General features: G+C 42.5%; 24 protein-coding genes. 18 read left to right on the plus strand and 6 right to left on the minus strand.

Annotated features, from left to right (window positions below; translation table 11 throughout):
- Nucleotides 1-43: 43 nt before the first annotated feature.
- From cysS to CJ239_RS02795, 4 genes are all read left to right on the plus strand, one after another.
- A complete protein-coding gene (gene cysS / locus CJ239_RS02780; RefSeq protein WP_102210466.1) occupies nucleotides 44-1,387 on the plus strand; it encodes a cysteine--tRNA ligase in 1,344 nt (447 codons plus the stop codon).
- Nucleotides 1,380-1,766 (plus strand): Mini-ribonuclease 3, encoded by a 387-nt coding sequence (locus tag CJ239_RS02785; protein WP_000567927.1) that lies wholly within the window; start codon nucleotides 1,380-1,382, stop codon nucleotides 1,764-1,766. The genes cysS and CJ239_RS02785 overlap by 8 nt, the downstream gene beginning before the upstream one ends.
- Nucleotides 1,767-1,769: 3 nt before the next feature.
- Nucleotides 1,770-2,639, plus strand: coding sequence for a helix-turn-helix domain-containing protein (locus CJ239_RS02790; protein ID WP_102210467.1), 870 nt, complete (start codon nucleotides 1,770-1,772; stop codon nucleotides 2,637-2,639).
- Between the two features lie 112 nt (nucleotides 2,640-2,751).
- Nucleotides 2,752-3,882 carry an ABC transporter ATP-binding protein gene (locus CJ239_RS02795; protein ID WP_042901384.1) on the plus strand — a complete coding sequence of 377 codons (1,131 nt, stop codon included), beginning with the start codon at nucleotides 2,752-2,754 and terminating at the stop codon, nucleotides 3,880-3,882.
- 95 nt (nucleotides 3,883-3,977) lie between these two features.
- Here CJ239_RS02795 and CJ239_RS02800 read toward each other — a convergent pair whose 3' ends face one another.
- From CJ239_RS02800 to CJ239_RS02820, 5 genes are all read right to left on the minus strand, one after another.
- Complete coding sequence (locus tag CJ239_RS02800; RefSeq protein WP_180958193.1) at nucleotides 3,978-5,168, minus strand: ferric reductase-like transmembrane domain-containing protein; 1,191 nt, start codon at nucleotides 5,166-5,168, stop codon at nucleotides 3,978-3,980.
- Between the two features lie 257 nt (nucleotides 5,169-5,425).
- Nucleotides 5,426-6,085 (minus strand): amino acid ABC transporter permease, encoded by a 660-nt coding sequence (locus CJ239_RS02805; protein ID WP_102210469.1) that lies wholly within the window; start codon nucleotides 6,083-6,085, stop codon nucleotides 5,426-5,428.
- 9 nt (nucleotides 6,086-6,094) lie between these two features.
- Nucleotides 6,095-6,772 carry an amino acid ABC transporter permease gene (locus CJ239_RS02810; protein WP_102210470.1) on the minus strand — a complete coding sequence of 226 codons (678 nt, stop codon included), beginning with the start codon at nucleotides 6,770-6,772 and terminating at the stop codon, nucleotides 6,095-6,097.
- A gap of 12 nt (nucleotides 6,773-6,784) precedes the next feature.
- Complete coding sequence (locus tag CJ239_RS02815; protein ID WP_102210471.1) at nucleotides 6,785-7,579, minus strand: transporter substrate-binding domain-containing protein; 795 nt, start codon at nucleotides 7,577-7,579, stop codon at nucleotides 6,785-6,787.
- 10 nt (nucleotides 7,580-7,589) lie between these two features.
- The gene (locus tag CJ239_RS02820; protein ID WP_001229568.1) at nucleotides 7,590-8,348 is read right to left on the minus strand and encodes an amino acid ABC transporter ATP-binding protein; all 759 of its coding nucleotides are present in this window, start codon (nucleotides 8,346-8,348) and stop codon (nucleotides 7,590-7,592) included.
- A 176-nt stretch (nucleotides 8,349-8,524) separates the two neighbouring features.
- Here CJ239_RS02820 and recJ point away from each other — a divergent pair, with 176 nt between their 5' ends.
- From recJ to CJ239_RS02850, 6 genes are all read left to right on the plus strand, one after another.
- On the plus strand, nucleotides 8,525-10,744 hold the full coding sequence (gene recJ / locus CJ239_RS02825; protein WP_180958194.1) for a single-stranded-DNA-specific exonuclease RecJ: 2,220 nt from the start codon (nucleotides 8,525-8,527) through the stop codon (nucleotides 10,742-10,744).
- A gap of 176 nt (nucleotides 10,745-10,920) precedes the next feature.
- On the plus strand, nucleotides 10,921-12,582 hold the full coding sequence (locus CJ239_RS02830) for a ribonuclease J (protein ID WP_102210473.1): 1,662 nt from the start codon (nucleotides 10,921-10,923) through the stop codon (nucleotides 12,580-12,582).
- Between the two features lie 67 nt (nucleotides 12,583-12,649).
- On the plus strand, nucleotides 12,650-13,429 hold the full coding sequence (locus CJ239_RS02835; RefSeq protein ID WP_102210474.1) for an alpha/beta hydrolase family protein: 780 nt from the start codon (nucleotides 12,650-12,652) through the stop codon (nucleotides 13,427-13,429).
- Between the two features lie 62 nt (nucleotides 13,430-13,491).
- Complete coding sequence (locus tag CJ239_RS02840; RefSeq protein ID WP_102210475.1) at nucleotides 13,492-14,193, plus strand: M57 family metalloprotease; 702 nt, start codon at nucleotides 13,492-13,494, stop codon at nucleotides 14,191-14,193.
- A 38-nt stretch (nucleotides 14,194-14,231) separates the two neighbouring features.
- Nucleotides 14,232-16,079, plus strand: a complete 1,848-nt coding sequence (gene uvrC / locus CJ239_RS02845; protein WP_102210476.1) for an excinuclease ABC subunit UvrC — start codon at nucleotides 14,232-14,234, stop codon at nucleotides 16,077-16,079.
- Complete coding sequence (locus CJ239_RS02850; protein ID WP_102210477.1) at nucleotides 16,069-16,902, plus strand: metallophosphoesterase; 834 nt, start codon at nucleotides 16,069-16,071, stop codon at nucleotides 16,900-16,902. The genes uvrC and CJ239_RS02850 overlap by 11 nt, the downstream gene beginning before the upstream one ends.
- A 67-nt stretch (nucleotides 16,903-16,969) precedes the next feature.
- Here CJ239_RS02850 and CJ239_RS02855 read toward each other — a convergent pair whose 3' ends face one another.
- Nucleotides 16,970-17,770: an amino acid ABC transporter substrate-binding protein gene (locus CJ239_RS02855; RefSeq protein WP_102210478.1), complete on the minus strand. Its 801-nt coding sequence runs from the start codon at nucleotides 17,768-17,770 to the stop codon at nucleotides 16,970-16,972.
- A 171-nt stretch (nucleotides 17,771-17,941) separates the two neighbouring features.
- On the opposite strand from CJ239_RS02855, the gene CJ239_RS02860 reads away from it, so the two are divergent.
- The 8 genes from CJ239_RS02860 to CJ239_RS02895 all read left to right on the plus strand — a co-directional run bounded on the left by CJ239_RS02860 (nucleotide 17,942) and on the right by CJ239_RS02895 (nucleotide 24,280).
- Entirely contained in the window at nucleotides 17,942-18,547 is a 606-nt protein-coding gene (locus CJ239_RS02860; protein WP_102210479.1) for a nitroreductase family protein, read from the plus strand.
- Between the two features lie 12 nt (nucleotides 18,548-18,559).
- The gene (gene pepV / locus CJ239_RS02865; protein WP_102210480.1) at nucleotides 18,560-19,960 is read left to right on the plus strand and encodes a dipeptidase PepV; all 1,401 of its coding nucleotides are present in this window, start codon (nucleotides 18,560-18,562) and stop codon (nucleotides 19,958-19,960) included.
- Nucleotides 19,961-20,013: 53 nt separating this feature from the next.
- Nucleotides 20,014-20,592 carry a uracil-DNA glycosylase family protein gene (locus CJ239_RS02870; protein ID WP_102210481.1) on the plus strand — a complete coding sequence of 193 codons (579 nt, stop codon included), beginning with the start codon at nucleotides 20,014-20,016 and terminating at the stop codon, nucleotides 20,590-20,592.
- A 3-nt stretch (nucleotides 20,593-20,595) separates the two neighbouring features.
- Nucleotides 20,596-20,877 (plus strand): hypothetical protein, encoded by a 282-nt coding sequence (locus CJ239_RS12025; RefSeq protein WP_102210482.1) that lies wholly within the window; start codon nucleotides 20,596-20,598, stop codon nucleotides 20,875-20,877.
- 10 nt (nucleotides 20,878-20,887) lie between these two features.
- Nucleotides 20,888-21,175 carry a rhodanese-like domain-containing protein gene (locus CJ239_RS02880; protein WP_102210483.1) on the plus strand — a complete coding sequence of 96 codons (288 nt, stop codon included), beginning with the start codon at nucleotides 20,888-20,890 and terminating at the stop codon, nucleotides 21,173-21,175.
- 172 nt (nucleotides 21,176-21,347) lie between these two features.
- On the plus strand, nucleotides 21,348-22,673 hold the full coding sequence (gene brnQ / locus CJ239_RS02885; RefSeq protein ID WP_180958195.1) for a branched-chain amino acid transport system II carrier protein: 1,326 nt from the start codon (nucleotides 21,348-21,350) through the stop codon (nucleotides 22,671-22,673).
- A gap of 97 nt (nucleotides 22,674-22,770) precedes the next feature.
- On the plus strand, nucleotides 22,771-23,808 hold the full coding sequence (locus CJ239_RS02890; protein WP_102210485.1) for a M42 family metallopeptidase: 1,038 nt from the start codon (nucleotides 22,771-22,773) through the stop codon (nucleotides 23,806-23,808).
- Between the two features lies 1 nt (nucleotide 23,809).
- Nucleotides 23,810-24,280 (plus strand): HIT family protein, encoded by a 471-nt coding sequence (locus tag CJ239_RS02895; RefSeq protein ID WP_102210486.1) that lies wholly within the window; start codon nucleotides 23,810-23,812, stop codon nucleotides 24,278-24,280.
- Nucleotide 24,281 lies beyond the last annotated feature (1 nt).

The following is a 24,281-nucleotide window of genomic DNA, read 5'->3' on the forward strand; positions in this document are numbered from 1 at the left end:
AAACTAACTGTTCTTAGATTTTAGCTTTCCTGACTATTATTTTATGATTAAAATCTATGACACCATGTCTCGTGATTTGCGAGAATTTGTCCCAATTGAGGATGGTAAGGTAAAGATGTATGTCTGTGGGCCTACGGTATATAACTATATCCACGTGGGGAATGCCCGTTCAACGGTGGCCTTTGATACCATTCGACGTTATTTTGAATACCGTGGGTATGAGGTTGCCTATATTTCTAATTTTACGGATGTGGATGATAAGATTATCAACCGTGCCAAGGAAGAAGGAATCACGCCTCAGGAGGTTGCGGATAAGTACATCGCTGCCTTTCGTGAGGATGTGACGGCCTTGGGTGTCAAACCTGCGACTCGCCATCCTCGTGTGGTGGAGTTTATGGCTGATATCATTCGTTTTGTGGAAGACTTGATTGAAAAAGGCTTTGCCTATGAGAGTCAAGGGGATGTTTACTTCCGTGTGGAAAAATCCCACAACTATGCCAAGTTGGCCAATAAAACCTTGGAAGATTTGGAGCTAGGTGCATCAGGTCGTACTGATGAAGAAACAGCTCGCAAGGAAAATCCTGTAGACTTTGCACTATGGAAAGCTGCTAAACCAGACGAGATTTATTGGGACAGTCCTTGGGGACCTGGTCGTCCTGGCTGGCATATCGAGTGTTCAGTCATGTCGACAGAGATTTTAGGAGATACCATTGATATCCACGGTGGTGGTGCTGACCTTGAGTTTCCTCACCATACCAACGAAATTGCCCAGTCAGAGGCAAAAACAGGTAAGACTTTCGCTAACTACTGGATGCATAATGGCTTTGTCAACATCGATAATGTCAAGATGTCTAAGTCCTTGGGCAACTTTATCACCGTCCATGATGCCTTAAATACTATCGATGGTCAAGTGCTTCGATTCTTCTTTGCCACTCAGCACTACCGTAAGCCTATCAACTTTACAGAAAAGGCAGTACGTGATGCAGAGATCAATCTCAAGTATCTGAAGAATACTTATGAGCAACCATTTACAGGAACTGTAGATACTCAAGAATTGCAAGCCTTTAAAGATAAGTTTGTGGCTGCAATGGATGAAGATTTCAACTCTGCCAACGGTATCACAGTAGTTTTTGAAATGGCCAAATGGATTAACTCAAGTAACTATGATGCAAGTGTTAAGAAAGCTCTTGAGGCTATGTTAGAGGTTTTTGGAATTGTCTTTATTGAGGAAGTTTTGGATGCAGAGATTGAAGACTTGATCCAAAAACGCCAAGAAGCGCGTGCCAATCGTGACTTTGCGACAGCGGACCAGATCCGTGACCAATTGGCTGCTCAAGGGATTAAGCTTCTTGACACCAAGGATGGAGTGAGGTGGACACGTGATTGATGTCAATCTCATTAACGGGATTGCGCTAGCCTTTGAGGGGGATGCGGTATATTCTATGTATATTCGCCGTCACCTCATCCTCAAAGGTATGACCAAGCCCAATAAACTCCACCAAGAGGCGACCAAGTATGTGTCAGCCAAGGCTCAGGCTCGCCTAATTTCCCTCATGTTGGAGGAGCAAGTCCTGACGGAAAAAGAAGAAGAAATCTATAAACGTGGCCGCAATACCAATAGCCACACAAAGGCTAAAAATGCCGATGTGGTGACTTATCGCATGTCCACAGGTTTTGAGGCTGTGATGGGCTATCTCCATATGACTGAAAATCTGGAACGTCTTGAGAGCTTGATTTCGTGGTGCATCCAAAAAGTGGAGGGCTAGGACATGATGGCAAAAGAACTACAAGACTGGTTTCCTGAGGCGCAGATTTCAGATCAACCAGTAGAGAAAGATGGATATCTCACCCTCCCTTTAGCTTCTCAGCAGTGGATTTTGCTGGAGGAAGCTGGACTTAGCGAGCGTGAAAAGCAGTTGGTTGCTCTTTTGACTCAGCAAGAGCAGGCTCGTTCGCTCAATCCTTGGTATTCTTATCTGATTGAGGGCAAGGGACAGGCACCGAAAACTTTTAAAAAGATTCAGTTGGTTTATTGCCATCTTTCCTATTTTCAGCAGGAAAATCTAGCTTCTTGGCTAGATATGATGCGGACTCTTTTTCCCAACTGTCAGACAGTGCTTCAAGTCGGAGCACAGGATTATGTTTTCGTGTTGCAACAAGATAAGTACACCTCTGTACGAGCTATTTTAAGTGATACGATTGAAGCGGTTGAGTATGACTTTGGATTGCGTCTGTCTATCATGTTAGGCCAGGTTTGGTCTCAGGCTGGACATCAAGCCCTATCAGACTTGATCAAAGCAGAGCGGGATTTGTTTAAGACTTGGTGGCGTCAGGGTAACCAAGGTGTTCATACCTTTTCACAACTCTATCTTTGGAGTATGGGGGAAAGACTTGTGGACTTGAAGACAATCAAGGACTGCCTGCACCAGATGATTTTGGATCAAGACCAGATTCAGGAAATCATTCTCTCTCTTTGGGAAAATAGTGCTGTTCTCACTAAAACAGCCCAGCAACTCTATCTGCACCGCAATTCTCTCCAATACAAGATTGATAAATGGGAAGAATTGACAGGCCTGCAGTTGAAGGAATTGACCGACCTGACCTTGTGTTATCAATTGATTTTACCAGATATTCTCTAAAGTTTTGTGCAAGTTGCACAGAACTTTTTTGTTTTTTTGGTCACCTTGCCATAGAAAAGTAAAGCGTTTTCATTTATAATAAAACTATCAAAAGACAAAAGGAGTTCACCTCATGGTAGAATTAAATCTTAAAAATATTTACAAAAAATATCCAAACAGCGAACACTATTCAGTTGAAGATTTCAACTTGAACATTAAAGACAAAGAGTTCATCGTTTTCGTAGGACCTTCAGGATGTGGTAAATCAACTACTCTCCGTATGATTGCAGGTCTTGAAGACATCACAGAAGGTACTGCATCTATCGATGGCGTGGTTGTCAACGATGTGGCTCCAAAAGACCGTGACATCGCTATGGTATTCCAAAACTACGCTCTTTACCCACACATGACTGTTTATGACAACATGGCTTTCGGTTTGAAATTGCGTAAATACAGTAAAGAAGACATTGACAAACGTGTGCAAGAAGCAGCTGAAATCCTTGGATTGAAAGAATTCTTGGAACGTAAACCTGCTGACCTTTCAGGTGGTCAACGTCAACGTGTTGCCATGGGTCGTGCCATTGTCCGTGATGCAAAAGTATTCTTGATGGACGAACCTTTGTCAAACTTGGATGCTAAACTTCGTGTATCAATGCGTGCTGAAATCGCTAAAATCCACCGTCGTATCGGAGCTACAACTATCTATGTAACTCACGACCAAACAGAAGCGATGACACTTGCAGACCGTATCGTTATCATGTCAGCAACTAAGAACCCTGCTGGTACAGGTACTATTGGACGTGTAGAACAAATCGGTTCTCCTCAAGAAGTTTACAAAAACCCAGTTAACAAATTCGTTGCAGGATTTATCGGAAGCCCAGCAATGAACTTCATCAACGTGAAATTGGTTGGTAGCGAAATTGTTTCAGACGGTTTCCGCTTGAAAGTTCCAGAAGGTGCTTTGAAAGTTCTTCGTGAAAAAGGCTATGAAGGTAAAGAATTGATCTTCGGTATCCGTCCAGAAGACGTGAATGCAGAGGAAGCATTCCTTGAAACATTCCCAGAATCAGTTGTAAAAGCTACTATCTCTGTATCAGAATTGCTTGGTTCAGAATCTCACCTTTACTGCCAAGTTGGTAAAGACGAATTTGTTGCTAAAGTTGATGCTCGTGACTACTTGCAAACAGGTGCAACAGTTGAACTTGGATTTGACTTGAACAAAGCCCACTTCTTCGATGTAGAAACTGAAAGAACAGTTTACTAAGATAAATGAAACTCAAAACACTGCTAGAAATCTGGCAGTGTTTTTTGCGGTTGAGTAGAAAAAACTCCTGGGACATTCCAGGAGAGTATGAGTAATTATTTGAACTTGAATCCTTCATAAATAAGCTCTGCTTTTGGATTTTGTTTCTTAATCTGTTTGGCAAGTGACTTCATCATAGAAAGAGGACCACACATATAGACGGTTGCCTGTTCGGGTACCTCTTTTTGTTCAAAATTAAGATAGCCGTCTTTCCTACTGTCTACTAGATGGAGTTCAAAATTAGGATTTTTCTGAGCATAGTCACGGAGCAAATCTAGATAGAGTGCATTTTCCTCTCCACGGAAGCTATAGTAGAAGCGAACCTGTTTATCTAAAATAGGATGTTCACGGATGTAAGAGATGAAGGGGGTAATCCCAATACCTCCAGAAATCCAAACCTGATTTTCTCGTCCTTCTTCTATGATCATGTGTCCGTAAGCTCTGTCTAGGGTTACTTTGCTACCGACTTGAAGATTGTCATAGATATTCTTGGTATGGTCGCCTGAATTTTTGACAGTAAAGTAAAGAGTTTGGTCGTGACCTCCTGAGATGGAAAAGGGATGCGGAGCACTTTCAAAGCCTTCTTGGAAAATCTTTAGAAAGGCAAATTGGCCTGATTGATAGTTGAAAGGTCTGCCAAGATGGATTTGAATTTCTCTAGTATCGTGATTCAAGCGTTTTAGATTGGTGATTTTCCCTATATAGGGGAAGCCAATCTTTTGATATAGAAAAATGATATAAAAACCAGCTAGCAAGCCTAAAAGGGCATAGCTACCAACAAGAAAACTTAGGAGATTAAATGTGAGGAGGCGATTGCCCATGATCATGTAGACATGAAAGAGTCCAAAAATATAAGCTAGGTAAACCAGGCGGTGAATCCAGCGCCAAGCTTCGTATTGGATGTATTTGCCTAAATAGGCGACAAGGATGATACTGACAAAGATATAGAGAGCAAGATTGCCAAACTGAGCGGCTAAGCGAGAGCCCCACAAACCGCCCATACTAAAGTTATGAAAGATGAGTAGGATAATGGAGAGAAAGGCTGTGAATTTGTGGACAGTATAGACCTTCTCCAAACCGTGAAACCAGTTTTCTAGTAGGGGGAGACGAGTGGCTAGGATAAAAGTCAGAGATAGGCTTGTTAAAGCTAGTCCTGGAATCATGAATTGGGGAGAAGTGTTCATCCAAGTCAAAATAGTCAAGATAAAACTAGCTATGATAAAGAGTAGTCCTTTGAGTGATTTCATAGAAAATTCCATTTCATTTAGATTTGATTTGTTGTAAATAAATTTGTTACATTTTATCATAGAAAAAGTATGGTGTCAAATTGAGGTCTATAAATATTTACTATCATAAAAAAACTCTCCAATTGAACTGGAGAGTGGCTGTTTATACTCAATGAAAATCAAAGAGCAAACTAGGAAGCTAGACGCAGGCTGCTCAAAACACTGTTTTGAGGTTGCAGATGGAAGCTGACGTGGTTTGAAGAGATTTTCGAAGAGTATTATTCTGCAGCTTGTTGCCAACGTTTTGCTAGCATATGAGACAGGCTAGAAATTGCTAGGTTAAAGCTGAAGTAGATGAGGGCGATTAGGATATACAGACTGAAGACCTGCTCTGGTTCGAAATAACGGCCCATGAGAATTTGGCTGGCTCCAAAGAGTTCTTGTAGGGCGATAACAGAGTAGAGAAGACTGGTATCCTTAATCACGGTTACAAACTGAGAAATGATGGCTGGTAGCATTTTACGGATAGCTTGTGGAAGAATGATGTGGTAGAGGATTTGGGTTGAGGTAAATCCTTGCGACATTCCTGCTTCGTACTGTCCCTTGTCCACAGCATTGAGGCCACCACGGATAATCTCAGCTAGGGCTGCTGAGGTAAAGAGAGTAAAGGCAGTGATTCCTGCTGGAGTGGATTTCATCTTGAACACTAAAAAGATGGTAAAAATCCAGAGGAGGTTGGGAACGTTACGCACAAACTCGATGTAAATGCTGGAGATAATGCACAAGATAGGATTTTTGCCATTTCTCATGACGGCTAACACCGTACCGATAAGGGTAGAGAGGACGATAGCAATCAGAGAAATGTAGAGGGTCAAGCCAAATCCTTTAAAGATAAAGACTAGGTTATCTGGGGTTAAAACTTCTAAAATGGATTCCATAGTAACCTCCTAAAGTGAATAGGCTTTTTTGTTGGCTTTCTCCATCTTGCGACCAAACTGGGCAACAGGGAAGCATAGCGAAAAGTAGAGAAGGGCCGCGCCTAAAAAGGCTGGAATGTAGTTTCCGTTAAGTGCCGACCAAGACTTGGTCACAAACATCAAGTCTACTCCAGAGATAATGGCGACTGTAGAGGTGTTTTTGATGAGATTAACAATTTGGTTGGTCAAAGGAGGGAGAATAATACGGAAGGCCTGAGGCAAGATAATCAAGCGCATGGCGCTGATATAGGTAAAACCTTGCGACAAGGCGGCCTCCATCTGACCGCTAGGAATAGACTGAATGCCTGAGCGAATTACCTCGGCGATATAGGCGCCGTGATAGAGTCCCACGCAGAGAACAGCCGTCCAATAAATCGGAATCATGATGGAGTGGTCACTGATAAGAGGTAGGCCATAAAAAACGATGACAAACTGCACTAAGAGGGGAGTGTTTTGATAAAATTCTACAAAGATACGAGCTAAAATGCGTAAAATTGGACGTTTACTGGTTGACATGGCTCCAAAGAAGATTCCTAAGACCATGGCGAGGATAAAGGATCCAATCGCTAGGGCAAGAGTAAAGAGGAAACCATTGAAAAATTGTCCAAAATCCTGAAAATAGGCTGTCCAAGATGATAAATCTGTCATGGGGTGTCCTCCTTAATCTGCAGTATGGCTAGATGGTTTGAGTTTATAACGGTCATAGAGTTTTTGCAAACTGCCATCCTTGCTCCATTTAGTAACCAAGTTATCGAGATAGTCGTTGAGCTCGGTATTTGATTTCTTGGTAACGATACCGTAGTCAGATGGCTTGAAACTATCATCTAGTAGTTCTGTCCGCTTACTGATGTAGCCAGATAGGATAGAACGGTCAACGGAAAAGGCATCAATTCGATGAGCATGAAGGGAAGTAATCAATTCTGGATAAGAACCAAGTTCGACGAATTTAAAGGTCAGGCCTTTCTTTTTACCTAGTTCAGTAATCAGGCGTTGGGTAATGGAACCTTGGGCAACTCCGATGGTTTTTCCGTTTAGGTCCTCAATGCTTTTGATTTTGGCAGACTTATTGACCAAAAAGCCAGATGCGTCGGTGTAGTAAGGTCTGGTAAAGTTGTAGAGTTTTTTGCGTTTGTCTGTGATGGTAAAGGTCGCGATATCCATATTGACCTGTTCATTGTCTAGAAGGGGGCCACGAGTTTGCGCTGTGACAGGCACATAGCGAACCTTGACCTTGAGCTCATCAGCTACCATCTTGGCCAAGTCAGTTTCGATACCAGAATAGGTCCCTGTCTTGGGATCCTTGTAGCCGAAGTTGGGAACGTCTTGTTTCACACCGACAACCAACTCGCCTCTCTTTTGAATATCTGCGACACTAGTATCAGCCTGAACTGGTTTTGCAGCAGCAAGGCCGAAAAGGCTAATCAATAATGCTGATAAAAAGAATTTCTTTTTCATAGGCGCCTCCTTATTTGACTTTGTCACTTTCGTGGTTGATGATTTTACTAAGGAATTGTTGGGCACGAGGTTCGCTTGGATTGTCGAAAAAGTCATCGACATCGGTCGTATCTACCAAAACTTCTCCGTCAGCCATAAAGATGATGCGATCCGCAACTTCACGGGCGAAGCCCATTTCATGAGTCACGATAATCATATTCATACCATCGTGGGCCAATTTTTGCATAACCGCTAGAACATCGCCGATAGTTTCAGGGTCAAGAGCAGATGTTGGCTCATCAAAGAGGAGTAGTTCAGGATGCATAGCGAGTCCACGTGCGATGGCAATCCGTTGTTTTTGTCCACCAGATAGCATAGCTGGATAAGAATCTTTCTTGTCCCACATATTTACAAATTCCAGATATTTTTGGGCTGTTTTTTCAGCTTCTTTTTTATCAATTCCTAGAACTTTTATGGGCGCAAGTGTTACATTTTCTAACACTGTTTTATGCGGATAGAGGTTGAAATGCTGGAAAACCATGCCGACTTCCTTACGAAGCGGCACCAAATCTTTCTGGCTGGCACCAGCAACTTGGTGACCATTTACTAGAAGACTTCCTTTGTCTACAGCCTCCAAACCATTGATGGTGCGGATAAGAGTGGACTTACCAGAACCAGAAGGACCTAGGAGTACAACAACTTGCCCTTTTTCAAAACGGAGATTGATGTCGCGGAGTGCATGGTAATCTCCGTAATATTTTTCGACATGTTCAAATTCTACTAAAGCCATAAGGAATCTCCTTTATGTTAGATTTTATAACATGATTCTACACCAAAAGATTTGTCTTGTCAAATCATATCTGAAAAAATTCACTAAAATTTTATAAAAAAGCAATCTGGATAGAGAAAACGTCTAAATCGTGTTATAATGAAGCGATAGAATTCTTAGAAAGAGTGGATGTCTTTTTGATAACACCTACTTATGAATGGCAATTTGCCCCGCAGGTTGAAGATGCGGATTTTACAAAGATAGCCAAGAAGGCTGGACTGGGTCCTGAGGTGGCTCGGTTATTATTTGAGAGAGGGATTCAGGACCAAGAAAGCCTGAAGAAGTTTTTAGAACCTTCCTTGGAAGACTTGCATGATCCTTATCTGCTCCATGATATGGACAAGGCAGTGACTCGGATTCGTCAGGCCATTGAAGAAGGGGAAAATATTCTCGTTTACGGTGATTACGATGCGGATGGCATGACTTCGGCTTCGATTGTGAAGGAAAGTTTGGAACAGCTTGGTGCCGAGTGCCGTGTTTACCTGCCCAATCGTTTTACTGATGGCTATGGTCCCAATGCTAGTGTTTATAAATACTTTATCGAGCAAGAAGGAATTTCCTTGATTGTGACGGTGGATAATGGGGTTGCTGGTCACGAAGCCATTGAATTGGCCCAGTCTATGGGAGTGGATGTCATTGTGACCGACCACCATTCCATGCCTGAAACCCTGCCAGATGCTTATGCCATTGTCCATCCTGAGCATCCAGATGCAGACTATCCTTTCAAATATTTGGCTGGTTGTGGAGTGGCATTCAAGCTGGCTTGCGCCCTTTTAGAAGAAGTACAGGTGGAATTACTTGATTTGGTCGCTATCGGAACCATTGCAGATATGGTGAGCTTGACAGATGAAAACCGTATCTTGGTTCAATATGGTCTGGAAATGCTAGGGCATACTCAGCGCATTGGCCTACAAGAAATGCTGGATATGGCTGGGATTGCTACCAACGAAGTAACAGAAGAAACGGTTGGTTTCCAGATTGCCCCTCGTTTGAATGCCTTGGGCCGTTTGGATGATCCCAATCCTGCCATTGATTTGCTGACTGGATTTGACGACGAGGAAGCTCATGAGATTGCCCTTATGATTCATCAGAAAAATGAAGAGCGCAAGGAAATCGTCCAGTCTATCTATGAAGAAGCCAAGACCATGGTGGATCCTGAGAAGAAGGTCCAAGTCTTGGCCAAGGAAGGCTGGAATCCTGGGGTTCTAGGAATCGTGGCTGGTCGCTTGTTGGAAGAACTAGGGCAGACAGTAATCGTTCTTAATATAGAGGATGGTCGTGCCAAGGGCAGTGCTCGTAGTGTGGAAGCGGTCGATATTTTTGAGGCTCTGGATCCTCATCGAGATCTTTTTATCGCCTTTGGTGGCCATGCAGGTGCAGCAGGGATGACGCTGGAAGTTAAGAAACTTTTAGATTTATCTCAGGTCTTGGAAGACTATGTTCGTGAAAAAGGCGCAGATGCTAGTGGTAAAAATAAGTTAAACTTAGATGAAGAACTGGATTTGGAGACACTTAGCCTAGAAACGGTCAAGAACTTTGAACGTTTAGCTCCCTTTGGAATGGACAATCAGAAACCAGTCTTTTATATCAGGGATTTCAATGTCGAAAGTGCTCGTACCATGGGGGCAGGCAATGCCCACCTCAAGCTGAAAATCTCTAAGGGTGAAGCGAGTTTTGAAGTGGTGGCCTTTGGTCAAGGCAGATGGGCGACAGAATTTGCTCAAACCAAGAATCTAGAGTTGGCAGTCAAATTGTCTGTCAACCAATGGAATGGTCAAACTGCCCTGCAGTTGATGATGGTGGATGCGCGTGTGGAGGGTGTTCAACTTTTTAACATTCGTGGGAAAAATGCAGTTTTGCCAGAAGGAGTTCCAGTCTTGGACTTTTCTGGAGAATTACCAGATTTAGTAGCTAGTGACGCAGTTGTTGTAAAAACCATTCCTGAGGATATTACTCAGCTGAAGACTATTTTTCAGGAACAGAATTTCTCTGCGGTATATTTCAAAAATGATATTGACAAGGCCTATTATCTGACAGGTTATGGGACTAGAGAGCAGTTTGCCAAATTGTACAAGACTATCTACCAGTTTCCAGAGTTTGATATTCGCTATAAGTTGAAGGATTTGGCTGCTTATCTTAATATCCAGCAAATCTTGCTGGTCAAGATGATTCAAGTATTTGAAGAACTAGGCTTTGTGACAATCAAAGATGGTGTTATGGCAGTCAACAAAGAGGCATCAAAGCGGGAAATCGGAGAAAGTCAGATTTACCAAAATCTCAAACAAACCGTCAAAGACCAAGAAATGATGGCGCTGGGTACGGTGCAAGAAATTTATGACTTTTTGATGGAGAAATAGTAGCAGATTGGAAAGAGTTGGGCAACCAGCTCTTTTTTGAAAACAAATCTTCATTTTGAAAATCATCAAAAAAATGGTATAATGGTAGGAAAAGATTCGGCTAAAAGTAATAGTGCTTTTAGAATAAGAGGGTAAGCAACCCTATAATCAAGATAAATTAAGCTTTCGGAGGAAAAATGAGTAATATCAGTTTAACAACACTTGGTGGTGTACGTGAAAATGGGAAAAATATGTATATCGCTGAAATCGATGGGTCTATTTTCGTTTTGGATGCAGGTCTGAAATACCCTGAAAATGAACAACTAGGGGTGGACGTAGTCATTCCCAATATGGACTACCTTTTTGAAAATAGCGATCGTATCGCTGGGGTCTTCTTGACCCACGGCCATGCGGATGCCATTGGTGCTCTGCCTTATCTCTTGGCTGAAGCCAAGGTACCTGTATTTGGCTCTGAGTTGACCATTGAGTTGGCCAAACTTTTTGTTAAAGGGAATGATGCGGTTAAGAAATTTAATGATTTCCATGTTATCGATGAGGATTCGGAGATAGATTTTGGAGGAACTGTGGTGTCCTTCTTCCGTACGACCCACTCTATCCCAGAAAGTCTGGGTGTGGTCTTGAAGACAGCTGAAGGAAGCATCGTTTATACAGGTGACTTCAAATTTGACCAGACAGCTAGTGAATCCTATGCGACAGACTTCGCTCGCTTGGCAGAAATCGGTCGTGACGGAGTTCTAGCTTTGCTTAGTGATTCAGCTAATGCAGATAGCAATATCCAAGTGGCTAGTGAAAGTGAAGTTGGGGATGAAATTACTCAAACCATTGCAGACTGGGATGGTCGTATCATTGTTGCAGCAGTAGCAAGCAACCTCTCTCGTATCCAGCAGGTGTTTGACGCTGCGGATGCAACAGGTCGTCGTGTGGTCTTGACAGGATTTGATATTGAAAATATCGTCCGCACTGCTATTCGCCTCAAGAAATTGTCTCTAGCTAACGAAAGTCTTTTGATTAAGCCAAAAGATATGTCTCGTTTTGAGGACCATGAGTTGATTATCCTTGAGACAGGACGTATGGGTGAGCCTATCAATGGTCTTCGTAAGATGTCAATTGGTCGTCACCGTTATGTGGAAATCAAGGACGGTGACCTGGTCTATATCGTAACGACTCCATCTATCGCCAAAGAAGCGGTCATGGCGCGTGTGGAAAACATGATTTACCAAGCTGGTGGGGTTGTCAAATTGATCACCCAAAGCTTGCGTGTGTCAGGCCACGGAAATGCGCGTGATTTGCAGCTGATGATTAATCTCTTGCAACCCAAGTATCTCTTCCCAATTCAAGGGGAATACCGTGAGTTAGATGCCCATGCTAAGGCTGCTATGGCTGTTGGTATGTTGCCAGAACGCATTTTCATTCCTAAAAAGGGAAACAGCATGGCTTATGAGCATGGAGACTTTGTCCCAGCTGGAGCGGTTTCGGCAGGGGATGTCTTGATTGACGGGAATGCTATTGGTGATGTTGGTAATGTGGTTCTTCGTGACCGTAAGGTCTTGTCAGAGGACGGTATTTTCATCGTAGCAATTACCGTTAATCGTCGTGAGAAGAAAATTGTGGCCAAGGCTCGTGTTCACACGCGTGGATTCGTTTATCTCAAGAAGAGCCGCGATATTCTCCGTGAAAGTTCAGAATTGATTAACCAAACGGTTGAAGAGTACCTTCAAGGAGATGACTTTGACTGGGCAGATCTCAAAGGGAAGGTTCGTGATAATCTGACCAAGTACCTCTTTGACCAAACCAAGCGTCGTCCAGCTATTTTACCAGTAGTTATGGAAGTAAAATAATCGTTGAAATAAACAGAGAGAAAGTCGAATTTCGGCTTTTTCTTATAGAAAAATAGAGGAAAAAATTATGGCAGTAATGAAAATCGAGTATTACTCACAAGTCTTGGATATGGAGTGGGGGGTGAATGTTCTTTACCCCGATGCCAATCGAGTGGAAGAACCAGAATGTAAAGATATCCCTGTCTTGTACCTCTTGCACGGGATGTCTGGTAATCATAATAGTTGGCTTAAGCGGACCAATGTGGAACGTTTGCTTCGCAGAACTAACCTTATCGTCGTCATGCCCAATACCAGCAACGGTTGGTACACCGATACCCAGTATGGTTTCGACTATTACACAGCTCTAGCAGAGGAATTGCCACAGGTCCTGAAACGCTTCTTCCCTAATATGACTAGTAAGCGTGAAAAGACCTTTATCGCTGGCCTTTCTATGGGAGGCTATGGCTGCTTTAAATTGGCTCTTGCAACAAATCATTTTTCTCATGCGGCTAGTTTTTCAGGTGCCCTTAGCTTTCAAGATTTTTCTCCTGAGAGTCAAAGTCTGGGAACACCAGCTTATTGGAGAGGTGTGTTTGGGGAGATTAAAGATTGGACAGCTAGCCCCTATTCTCTTGAAAGTCTGGCTAAAAAATCGGATAAAAAGACCAAGTTTTGGGCTTGGTGTGGCGAACAGGATTTCTTGTATGAAGCCAATAATCTAGCAGTGAAAAATCTCAAAAAATTAGGCTTTGATGTGACCTATAGCCATAGTGCTGGAACTCATGAATGGTACTACTGGGAAAAACAATTGGAACGGTTTTTAGCAACCCTACCGATTGATTTCAAATTAGAAGAGAGATTGTCATAATTTAGCTTTCTTTCAGCTTGTTTTAGTAAAATAGACTTTATTTGCTAGAAAGGTGGAGAGACATGCGTTGGATTTTTCGTTTGATAGGGGCTTTCTTTTCTTTTGTGTGGCGTTTGTTTTGGCGCCTGGTTTGGATAGTTGTGCTTTTATGTGCGCTTGCTTTCGGACTTCTCTGGTATCTGAACGGGAATTTTCAAGGAGCACTAAAGCAAGCAGAACGGTCAGTAAAGATTGGTCAACAAAGTATCGACCAATGGGAAAAAACAGGGCAACTGCCTAAGTTGAACCAGACAGATAGCCATCAACACTCTGAAGGAAGGTGGCCGCAGGCTTCTGCTCGTATTTACTTGGATCCCCAGATGGATTCACGCTTTCAAGAAGCTTATTTAGAAGCAATCCAGAATTGGAATCAAACTGGTGCTTTTAACTTTGAAATTGTGACTGAGTCCGGCAAAGCGGATATCTTGGCTACTGAGATGAATGACGGAAGCACTCCTGTGGCAGGAGAGGCGGAAAGTCAGACCAATCTCTTGACGGGGCAATTCTTGTCTGTAACGGTGCGCCTGAATCACTATTATCTGTCCAATCCAGACTATGGCTATTCCTATGAGCGCATTGTCCATACGGCAGAACATGAGTTGGGTCATGCGATTGGCTTGGACCATACAGATGAAAAGTCTGTCATGCAGCCAGCAGGTTCTTTTTATGGTATCCAGGAAGAGGATGTTGAAAGACTTCGAAAATTATATGAGACCAATGAGTAGGGGACTATCTTTCCCTACTTTTTTGCTATAATGGAATTATGAACAACTTGATTAAATCAAAACTAGAGCTTTTGCCGACCAGCCCTGGTTGTTACATTCACAAGGATAAAAATGGCACCATTATCTATGTAGGAAAGGCTAAAAACCTGCGTAACCGCGTGAGGTCTTATTTCCGCGGAAGTCATAATACTAAGACAGAGGCTCTGGTATCTGAAATTGTAGATTTTGAATTTATCGTTACGGAGTCCAATATTGAGGCACTTCTCCTAGAAATCAACCTGATCAAGGAGAATAAGCCTAAGTACAATATCATGCTCAAAGATGACAAATCCTATCCTTTCATCAAAATCACCAATGAGCGCTATCCTCGTTTGATTATCACTCGTCAGGTCAAAAAGGACGGTGGTCTCTATTTTGGTCCTTATCCAGATGTGGGCGCAGCCAATGAAATCAAGCGATTGCTGGATCGGATTTTTCCTTTTCGTAAGTGTACCAATCCTCCTTCTAAGGTTTGTTTTTATTACCATATAGGCCAATGCATGGCCCACACCATCTGTAAGAAGGATGAGGCCTATTTCAAGTCCATGGCTCAGGAGGTTTCCGATTTTCTAAAAGGGCAGGATGATAAGATTATCGATGGACTCAGGGAAAAGATGACTACTGCAGCTCAGACGATGGAATTTGAACGTGCGGCGGAATACCGTGACCTAATTCAGGCTATTGGAACGCTTCGAACCAAGCAACGGGTCATGGCTAAGGATCTCCAAAATCGGGATGTCTTTGGCTACTATGTGGACAAGGGCTGGATGTGTGTTCAGGTTTTCTTTGTTCGTCAGGGCAAGCTTATTGAGCGCGATGTCAATCTTTTCCCTTATTATAATGATCCGGATGAGGACTTTCTAACCTATGTGGGACAATTCTATCAAGAAAAATCTCACCTGGTTCCCAATGAGGTACTGATTCCGCAGGATATTGATGAAGAAGCCGTCAAGGCCTTGGTGGATACCAAGATTCTCAAACCCCAGCGTGGAGAGAAAAAACAGCTGGTCAATTTGGCTATAAAGAATGCTCGAGTCAGTCTAGAGCAGAAGTTCAATCTGTTAGAAAAATCTGTCGAAAAGACTCAAGGGGCTATTGAAAATCTAGGTCGCTTACTCCAAATCCCGACTCCAGTCCGTATCGAATCCTTCGATAACTCTAATATCATGGGAACTAGTCCTGTTTCAGCCATGGTGGTCTTTGTTAATGGTAAACCGAGTAAGAAGGATTACCGTAAGTATAAAATCAAGACTGTGGTTGGACCAGACGACTATGCCAGTATGAGAGAAGTCATTCGCAGACGTTATGGTCGAGTACAAAGAGAAGGTTTAACTCCGCCAGATTTGATTGTCATTGATGGGGGACAAGGTCAGGTCAATATCGCCAAGCAAGTCATCCAAGAGGAACTGGGTTTGGATATCCCTATTGCAGGTTTGCAAAAAAATGACAAGCACCAAACCCATGAATTGCTCTTTGGAGATCCGCTTGAGGTGGTGGAGTTATCTCGCAATTCTCAGGAATTTTTCCTCCTCCAACGCATCCAAGATGAGGTGCACCGATTTGCTATTACTTTCCATCGCCAACTGCGCTCCAAAAATTCCTTTTCATCTCAATTGGATGGGATTGACGGTCTGGGACCTAAACGCAAGCAGAATCTCATGAAGCATTTCAAGTCTCTCACTAAAATCAAGGAAGCCAGTGTGGATGAGATTGTCGAAGTTGGGGTGCCAAGACTTGTCGCAGAAGCTGTGCAGAGGAAGTTGAACCCGCAGGGAGAAGTTGAGTTGGTTCAAGTGGCGGAAAAGAGAGTAGATTACCAAACGGAAGGAAACCACAATGAAACATAAAATCGCAATTTTATCAGATATTCATGGCAATGCGACGGCTTTAGAAGCAGTGATTGCAGATGCTAAAAATCAAGGAGTCAGTGAATACTGGCTTCTGGGAGATATTTTTCTTCCTGGTCCCGGTGAAAATGACTTGGTCGCCCTACTAAAGGACCTTCCTATCACAGCCAGTGTTCGAGGCAATTGGGATGATTGTGTCCTTGAGGTCTTGGATGGTGAATATGGTTTGGAAGATCCACAAGAAATCCAGTCAATGCGCATGACCCAGTTTTTGATGGAGCGAATGGATCCTGCAACGATTGTCTGGCTACGAAGCTTACCTTTGCTGGAAAAGAAAGAAGTTGACGGATTGCGCTTTTCTCTTTCTCATAATTTGCCAAATAAGAACTATGGTGGCGACTTGCTAGTTGAGAATGATACAGAGAAATTTGACCAACTCCTAGATGATGAAGTTGACGTGGCAGTCTATGGTCATGTTCACAAGCAGTTGCTTCGTTACGGCAATCAAGGACAACAAATCATCAATCCAGGATCGATTGGCATGCCCTATTTTAATTGGGAGGCGTTAAAAAATCACCGTGCCCAGTATGCCGTGATAGAAGTTGAAGATGGGGAATTGGTAAATATTCTATTTCGAAAAGTTTCTTATGATTATGAAGTGGAGTTAGAATTGGCCAAGTCCAAGGGGCTTCCCTTTATCGAAATGTATGAAGAGCTACGTCGTGAAGATAACTATCAGGGGCACAATCTGGAACTATTAGCCAGCTTAATAGAAAAGCATGGGTATGTAGAGGATGTGAAGAATTATTTTGATTTTTTGTAAGAGTTTCCTAAAATAACCAATGCAAACTAAAAAAGCGATTGGCTGGTCCAATCGCTTTTAATATATCTTACTGTAACTGAGATTTATCTGGGAGATAAGAACCACCTAGATAAGTATTGCTAAGTTTTTCAAGGGTTCCGTCTTGATAGAGTTCTTTGAGCGCTTTATCAAATTTTTCTTTAAACTCTTTTTGGTCGCTTGAGAAAACAATATAGTTGTTGGGGCTATCAGCAGAAGGTAAATCAACGACTGAGAGGTCTAAGCCGCGATCCTTGATAATCTTTTGAACGGATACCTTGTCAAAAACTAGGAAATCAAACTCTCCGTTAGAGAGATCTAGAATTCGCTTACCGATATCCTCACCAGAAAAATCGATAGTAGCGGGATTGTCAGTGTGTTTTTGATTCCAGTTATTGATGAATTGAGCATTTGAAGTTCCAGTATCCTCTTGAGTTGTTTTGCCAGCAATTTGGTCAAGTGAAGTCAGAGGATTTTTCTTGTTGCTGACAAGGACGAGGGGATTGTTTGAAATTGGAAGTGAGTAAAGGTATTTTTCAGCACGCTCTTTTGTGTAACTCAAGTTATTAGCTGCGGCTTGATAATGACCAGAATCAAGTCCTGGGAAGATACTCTCCCAGGCAGTTCTTTGGAATTGAATCTCGTAGTCGCTGAGTTTTTCATCCACTGCTTTCAGAACTTCGATATCGAATCCTGTTAGATTGCCCTTATCTTCGTAGTCAAATGGCGGCACATCGCCAGCTGTAGCAACGACGATTGTCTTTTGGGAGTTAGTCTCTTTAGGTGTAGCTTGATTTCCACAGGCAACCAAAAATGGGAGGATGGCTAGTAATAGGCTAAATTTTTTCATAATGTCTCCATTCAAATGTAAAGTTATCTGTTAGTTTATCAGAAACTTTCCCGATGAACCAATATATATTTTTTATGGCTGTGATAAAAAAACTTAATCATGAAAAATCCCTGCAAGCTCTTTCAAATTATGGTAGAATGGAAGCAGTAGAATTAGAAAAGGAAATCGATTATGAAATTTCTGGAATTAAATAAAAAACGTCATGCGACCAAGCATTTCACTGATAAGCCAGTTGATCCCAAAGATGTGCGTACGGCTATCGAAATCGCAACCTTGGCACCAAGCGCCCACAACAGCCAGCCTTGGAAATTTGTAGTGGTTCGTGAGAAAAATGCTGAACTGGCAAAGTTGGCTTACGGTTCAAACTTTGAGCAGGTATCATTAGCTCCTGTAACTATTGCCTTATTTACAGACACAGATTTGGCTAAACGTGCTCGTAAGATTGCCCGAGTTGGTGGTGCTAATAACTTTTCTGAAGAGCAACTTCAATATTTTATGAAGAATTTGCCTGCTGAATTTGCGCGCTACAATGAACAACAAGTCAGTGACTACCTAGCCCTCAATGCAGGTTTAGTTGCCATGAACTTGATTCTCGCTCTTACAGACCAAGGAATTGGATCAAATATGATTCTTGGATTTGACAAATCAAAAGTCAACGAAGTTTTGGATATCGAAGACCGTTTCCGTCCAGAACTCTTAATTACAGTGGGTTACACAGATGAAAAATTAGAACCAAGCTACCGCTTGCCAGTAGATGAAATCATCGAGAAAAGATAGAAGGAAGATAATATGACAGCAATTGATTTTACAGCAGAAGTAGAAAAACGCAAAGAAGACCTCTTGGCTGACTTGTTTAGTCTTTTGGAAATTAACTCAGAACGTGACGATAGCAAGGCGGATGCCCAGCATCCATTTGGGCCTGGTCCAGTAAAAGCCTTGGAAAAATTCCTTGAAATCGCAGACCGTGATGGTTATCCAACTAAAAATGTTGATAACTACGCAGGACATTTTGAGTTTGGTGATGGAGAAGAAGTTCTCGGAATCTTTGCCCACATGGACGTGGTGCCAGCTGGTAGTGGTTGGGACACAGACCCTTACACACCAACTATCAAAGATGGTCGTCTTTATGCGCGTGGAGCTTCGGACGACAAGGGTCCTACAACAGCCTGTTACTATGGTTTGAAAATCATCAAAGAATTGGGTCTTCCAACTTCTAAGAAGGTTCGCTTCATCGTTGGAACAGACGAAGAATCAGGCTGGGCAGACATGGATTACTATTTTGAACATGTAGGACTTGCAAAACCAGACTTCGGTTTCTCTCCAGACGCTGAGTTCCCTATCATCAACGGTGAAAAAGGAAATATCACGGAATACCTACACTTTGCAGGTGAAAATGCAGGTGTTGCCCGTCTTCACAGCTTCACAGGTGGTTTGCGTGAAAACATGGTACCTGAATCAGCAACAGCAGTCGTTTCAGGTGATTTGCCTGACTTGCAAGGGAAACTAGATGCTTTTGTTGCAGAATACAAGCTTAGAGGAGAAATTCAAGAAGAAGCTGGTCAATACAAGGTGACGATTATTGGTAAATCAGCCCACGGTGCTATGCCTGCTTCAGGTGTCAATGGTGCGACTTACCTAGCCCTCTTCCTTAGCCAGTTTGACTTTGCTGGTCCAGCTAAAGACTACCTTGACATCGCTGGTAAAATTCTCTTGAACGACCATGAGGGTGAAAATCTCAAGATTGCTCATGTGGATGAAAAGATGGGTGCTCTTTCTATGAATGCGGGTGTCTTCCGCTTTGACGAAACAAGTGCTGACAATACCATTGCCCTTAACATCCGCTATCCAAAAGGAACAAGTCCAGAACAAATCAAGTCAATCCTTGAAAACTTGCCAGTTGCTTCTGTTAGCCTTTCTGAGCACGGTCACACCCCTCACTATGTGCCAATGGAAGATCCACTTGTCCAAACCTTGTTGAATGTTTATGAAAAACAAACTGGTCTTAAAGGTCATGAGCAAGTCATTGGTGGTGGAACCTTTGGTCGCTTGCTAGAACGCGGAGTTGCCTACGGTGCCATGTTCCCAGACTCAATTGACACTATGCACCAAGCTAATGAATTTATCGCCTTGGATGATCTCTTCCGAGCAGCAGCAATCTATGCCGAAGCTATTTACGAATTGATCAAATAAAACGATAGAAGTCTGAGATTGTATGCTTAGACTTCTTTTTGGAGGGAAAGTAGATGTCTCAAATTGAAAGAATCAAGCAGGCTATCATGGCAGATCCGCAGAATGCTACCTATACAGAGCGTGGCATTGAGCCTCTCTTTGCAGCGCCAAAGACTGCTCGCATCAATATCATCGGTCAAGCGCCTGGCCTTAAAACTCAAGAAGCAGGCCTTTACTGGAAGGACAAAAGTGGTGATCGCTTGCGAGATTGGCTCGGTGTGGATGAAGATATCTTTTACAATTCAGGCTATTTTGCTGTTCTGCCTATGGATTTCTACTTTCCAGGGCATGGCAAGTCAGGTGATCTGCCACCGAGAACTGGCTTTGCCGAAAAATGGCATCCTCAGCTCTTGCAAGAATTACCAGATATTCAGTTAACTCTCTTGATTGGGCAATATGCCCAAGCCTACTATTTACAGGAGAAAGTCAGTGGCAAGGTAACAGAACGGGTAAAACATTACCAGAACTACTTGCCAACCTATTTTCCACTAGTTCACCCTTCACCACGAAATCAAATCTGGATGGCCAAAAACCCTTGGTTTGAGTCAGAAGTGGTGCCAGATTTGAAAAAAAGAATTAAAACTATTTTATAGTCAATGAAAATCAAAGAGAAAACTAGGAAGCTAGCCGCAGGCTGCTCAAAGTACAGCTTTGAGGTTGTGGATGGAACTGACGAAGTCAGCTCAAAACACTGCTTTGAGGTTGTGGATAAAACTGACGAAGTCAGCTCAAAGCACTGCTTTGAGGTTGCAGATAAAACTGACGAAGTCAGCTCAAAACACTGTTTTGAGGTTGTGGATAAAACTGACGAAGTCAGTAACCATACCTACGGTAAGGCGACGCTGACGTGGTTTGAAGAGATTTTCGAAGAGTATTAGGAGAAAAAGAATGAAAGAAATAACCTTTGACGCATTTTACCAGCTTTACCAAAACGATCAACTTTCTCTAGTGGACGTGAGAGAAGTGGACGAATTTGAAACTCTTCATTTAGAAGGTGCCCACAACCTACCGCTTAGTCAATTGGTTGATAGCTATGATCAGTTAGACAAGGATCAGTTGCATTATGTCATTTGTAAAGCTGGAATGAGATCAGCGCGTGCTTGCCAATTCCTATCAGAACAAGGTTATAATGTTATTAATGTACAAGGTGGTATGACTGCCTTTGAAGAACTCTAAACGTAAGAATTTTCTCCTACTTGGTGTAGACTGGGTAGGAGAGTTTTATTTTTAGATAATTCATACTTTTTAGAATTTTAAAAACATTTAACATTTTGCTTCGTGTTGCTTTTTTCAGACTCCCAATCGTGGTATACTAGGTCAGTATTTTATAAATATGAAGGAGATTTTCATGGCTAAAAAAGGTGCCCTAACAGGTTTGCTCCTGTTTGGAATATTTTTTGGTGCGGGAAACTTGATTTTTCCGCCTTCTCTAGGTGCTCTATCTGGAGAACATTTTCTTCCTGCCATCGCAGGTTTTGTCTTTTCAGGCGTCGGTATCGCCGTCTTGACCCTTATTATTGGAACGCTAAATCCTAAAGGATATATTCACGAGATTTCAACAAAGATAGCACCTTGGTTTGCGACTCTTTACCTCTCAGTTCTTTACTTGTCAATTGGTCCATTCTTTGCCATCCCACGTACAGCTACAACGGCTTACGAAGTAGGGATTAGCCCCCTTCTGTCGGATGCCAATAAAGGTCTAGGCTTGATTGTCTTTACCCTTCTTTACTTTGTGGCAGCGTATCTAATCTCGCTCAATCCATCTAAAATCTTGGACCGTATCGGCCGTATTTTAACACCAGTCTTTGCAATCTTGATTGTTATCTTGGTTGTTCTAGGAGCTATCAAATACGGTGGAACAAGTCCTCAAGCCGCTTCAGCTGCTTATCAAGCTTCTGCCTTTGGTACAGGTTTCCTAGAAGGTTATAATACCTTGGACGCCCTTGCTTCAGTTGCCTTTAGCGTAATCGCAGTTCAAACCTTGAAACAACTTGGCTTCTCAAGTAAGAAAGAATATATTTCAACTATTTGGGTGGTTGGTATCGTTGTTGCCCTTGCTTTCAGCGCCCTTTACATCGGTTTAGGTTTCCTTGGAAATCATTTCCCAGTACCAGCTGAAGCGATGAAGGGTGGAACACCAGGTGTTTACATCTTGTCACAAGCCACTCAAGAAATCTTTGGTTCAACAGCTCAACTCTTCCTGGCAGCTATGGTTACCGTAACCTGCTTCACAACAACTGTTGGTTTGATTGTGTCAACAGCTGAGTTCTTTAACGGCCGCTTCCCACAAATCAGCTACAAGGCTTATGCAACAGTCTTTACCTTGATTGGATTTGCTATTGCAAATCTTGGTTTGAGTGCAATTATCAAGTACTCAATTCCAGTATTGGTTATCTTGTACCCAATCACGATTGCTATCGTTATGATTGTCATTGTCAACAAATTTGTGGCTCTTTCAAAACCAGGTATGCAGTTGACAATTGCTGTGGTTACAGCTATTGCCATTGCAAGCGTACTAGGAAGCTCATTTAAGGTTGAGTTTCTTGCAAATCTTGTCAACGCTCTTCCTTTGGCTAAGGCATCTCTCCCATGGTTGGTACCAGCTATTGTCGGAATTTTGCTCTCATTGGTTTTACCAAACAAGCAAGAAAGCGATGTTTTTGAAATGGAATAATCATTAAAATCACTTTTGTAGCCAAATCTACAGGAGTGATTTTCTTTTTTTATCCGATGATAAATGTGTTATAATAGGTAGCAAAAGAGGTGAAGAAATGAATCAAACAGTAGAATATATCAAAGAACTGACAGCTATTGCGTCTCCAACAGGCTTCACTCGTGAGATTGCGGACTATTTAGTCAAGACTCTAGAAGGTTTTGGTTACCAGCCGGTTCGCACAGCCAAGGGTGGTGTCAATGTGACTATCAAAGGTCAAAATGATGAAGAACACCGCTATGTGACTGCCCATGTGGATACGCTGGGTGCTATTGTCCGTGCTGTCAAACCAGACGGCCGTCTCAAAATGGACCGTATCGGTGGTTTCCCTTGGAATATGATTGAAGGAGAAAACTGTACTGTTCACGTAGCTAGCACAGGTCAAAAGATATCAGGAACCATCCTTATCCACCAGACCTCTTGCCATGTCTATAAGGATGCAGGAACTGCAGAACGCACGCAAGACAATATGGAAGTGCGTTTGGATGCAAAAGTAACCAATGAAAAAGAAACTCGTGCCTTGGGGATTGAAGTCGGTGATTTTATCAGTTTTGACCCACGAACTGTCGTGACAGAGACAGGTTTTATCAAGTCTCGCCATTTGGATGATAAGGTCAGCGCAGCGATTTTACTCAACCTGCTTCGTATTTATAAGGAAGAGAAGATTGAGTTGCCTGTAACAACCCATTTTGCTTTTTCAGTCTTTGAAGAAGTGGGGCATGGAGCTAACTCTAATATTCCTGCTCAGGTAGTAGAATATCTGGCTGTGGATATGGGAGCTATAGGGGATGACCAGCAGACAGATGAGTACACAGTGTCCATCTGTGTCAAGGATGCTTCTGGGCCTTATCACTATGACTTCCGTCAACATTTGGTTGCTTTGGCTAAAGAGCAAGATATTCCATTTAAGCTGGATATCTATCCATTTTATGGTTCGGATGCTTCAGCAGCTATGTCTGCAGGGGCAGAAGTCAAACACGCCCTTCTCGGTGCTGGTATCGAGTCTAGTCATTCTTATGAGCGTACTCATATTGACTCGGTGGTCGCAACGGAGCGTATGGTTGATGCTTATATTAAGAGCGCATTGGTAGACTAATATGTGCCTTATTTGCCAGAGAATTGAGCTCATTAAAGCTGGGGAAAATCCCTACTTTGTCAAAGAGTTGGAAACAGGCTATCTTGTCATTGGAGATCACCAGTATTTTGCAGGCTATAGTCTTTTTCTAGCCAAGGAACACGTCACGGAATTGCACCATTTAGAAAAGGAAACGAAACTCCGTTTTCTAGAGGAAATGAGTTTAGTCCAAGAGGCAGTTGCTAAGGCCTTTGATGCCGAGAAAATGAATATCGAACTGCTAGGCAATGGTGATGCCCATCTTCATTGGCATCTGTTTCCTAGACGAACAGGTGATATGAATGGTCACGGTCTCAAGGGACGTGGTCCAGTCTGGTGGGTTCCCTTTGAAGAAATGACAGCAGAGACCTACCAAGCAAAACCTGATGAGATTGAAAGATTAGTTAAACGTTTATCAATAGAAGTAGATAAACTATTAGAAATAAAGGAGTAGA

The sequence above is a fragment of the Streptococcus sp. UMB0029 genome (assembly GCF_002871495.1).
Taxonomy (GTDB): domain Bacteria; phylum Bacillota; class Bacilli; order Lactobacillales; family Streptococcaceae; genus Streptococcus.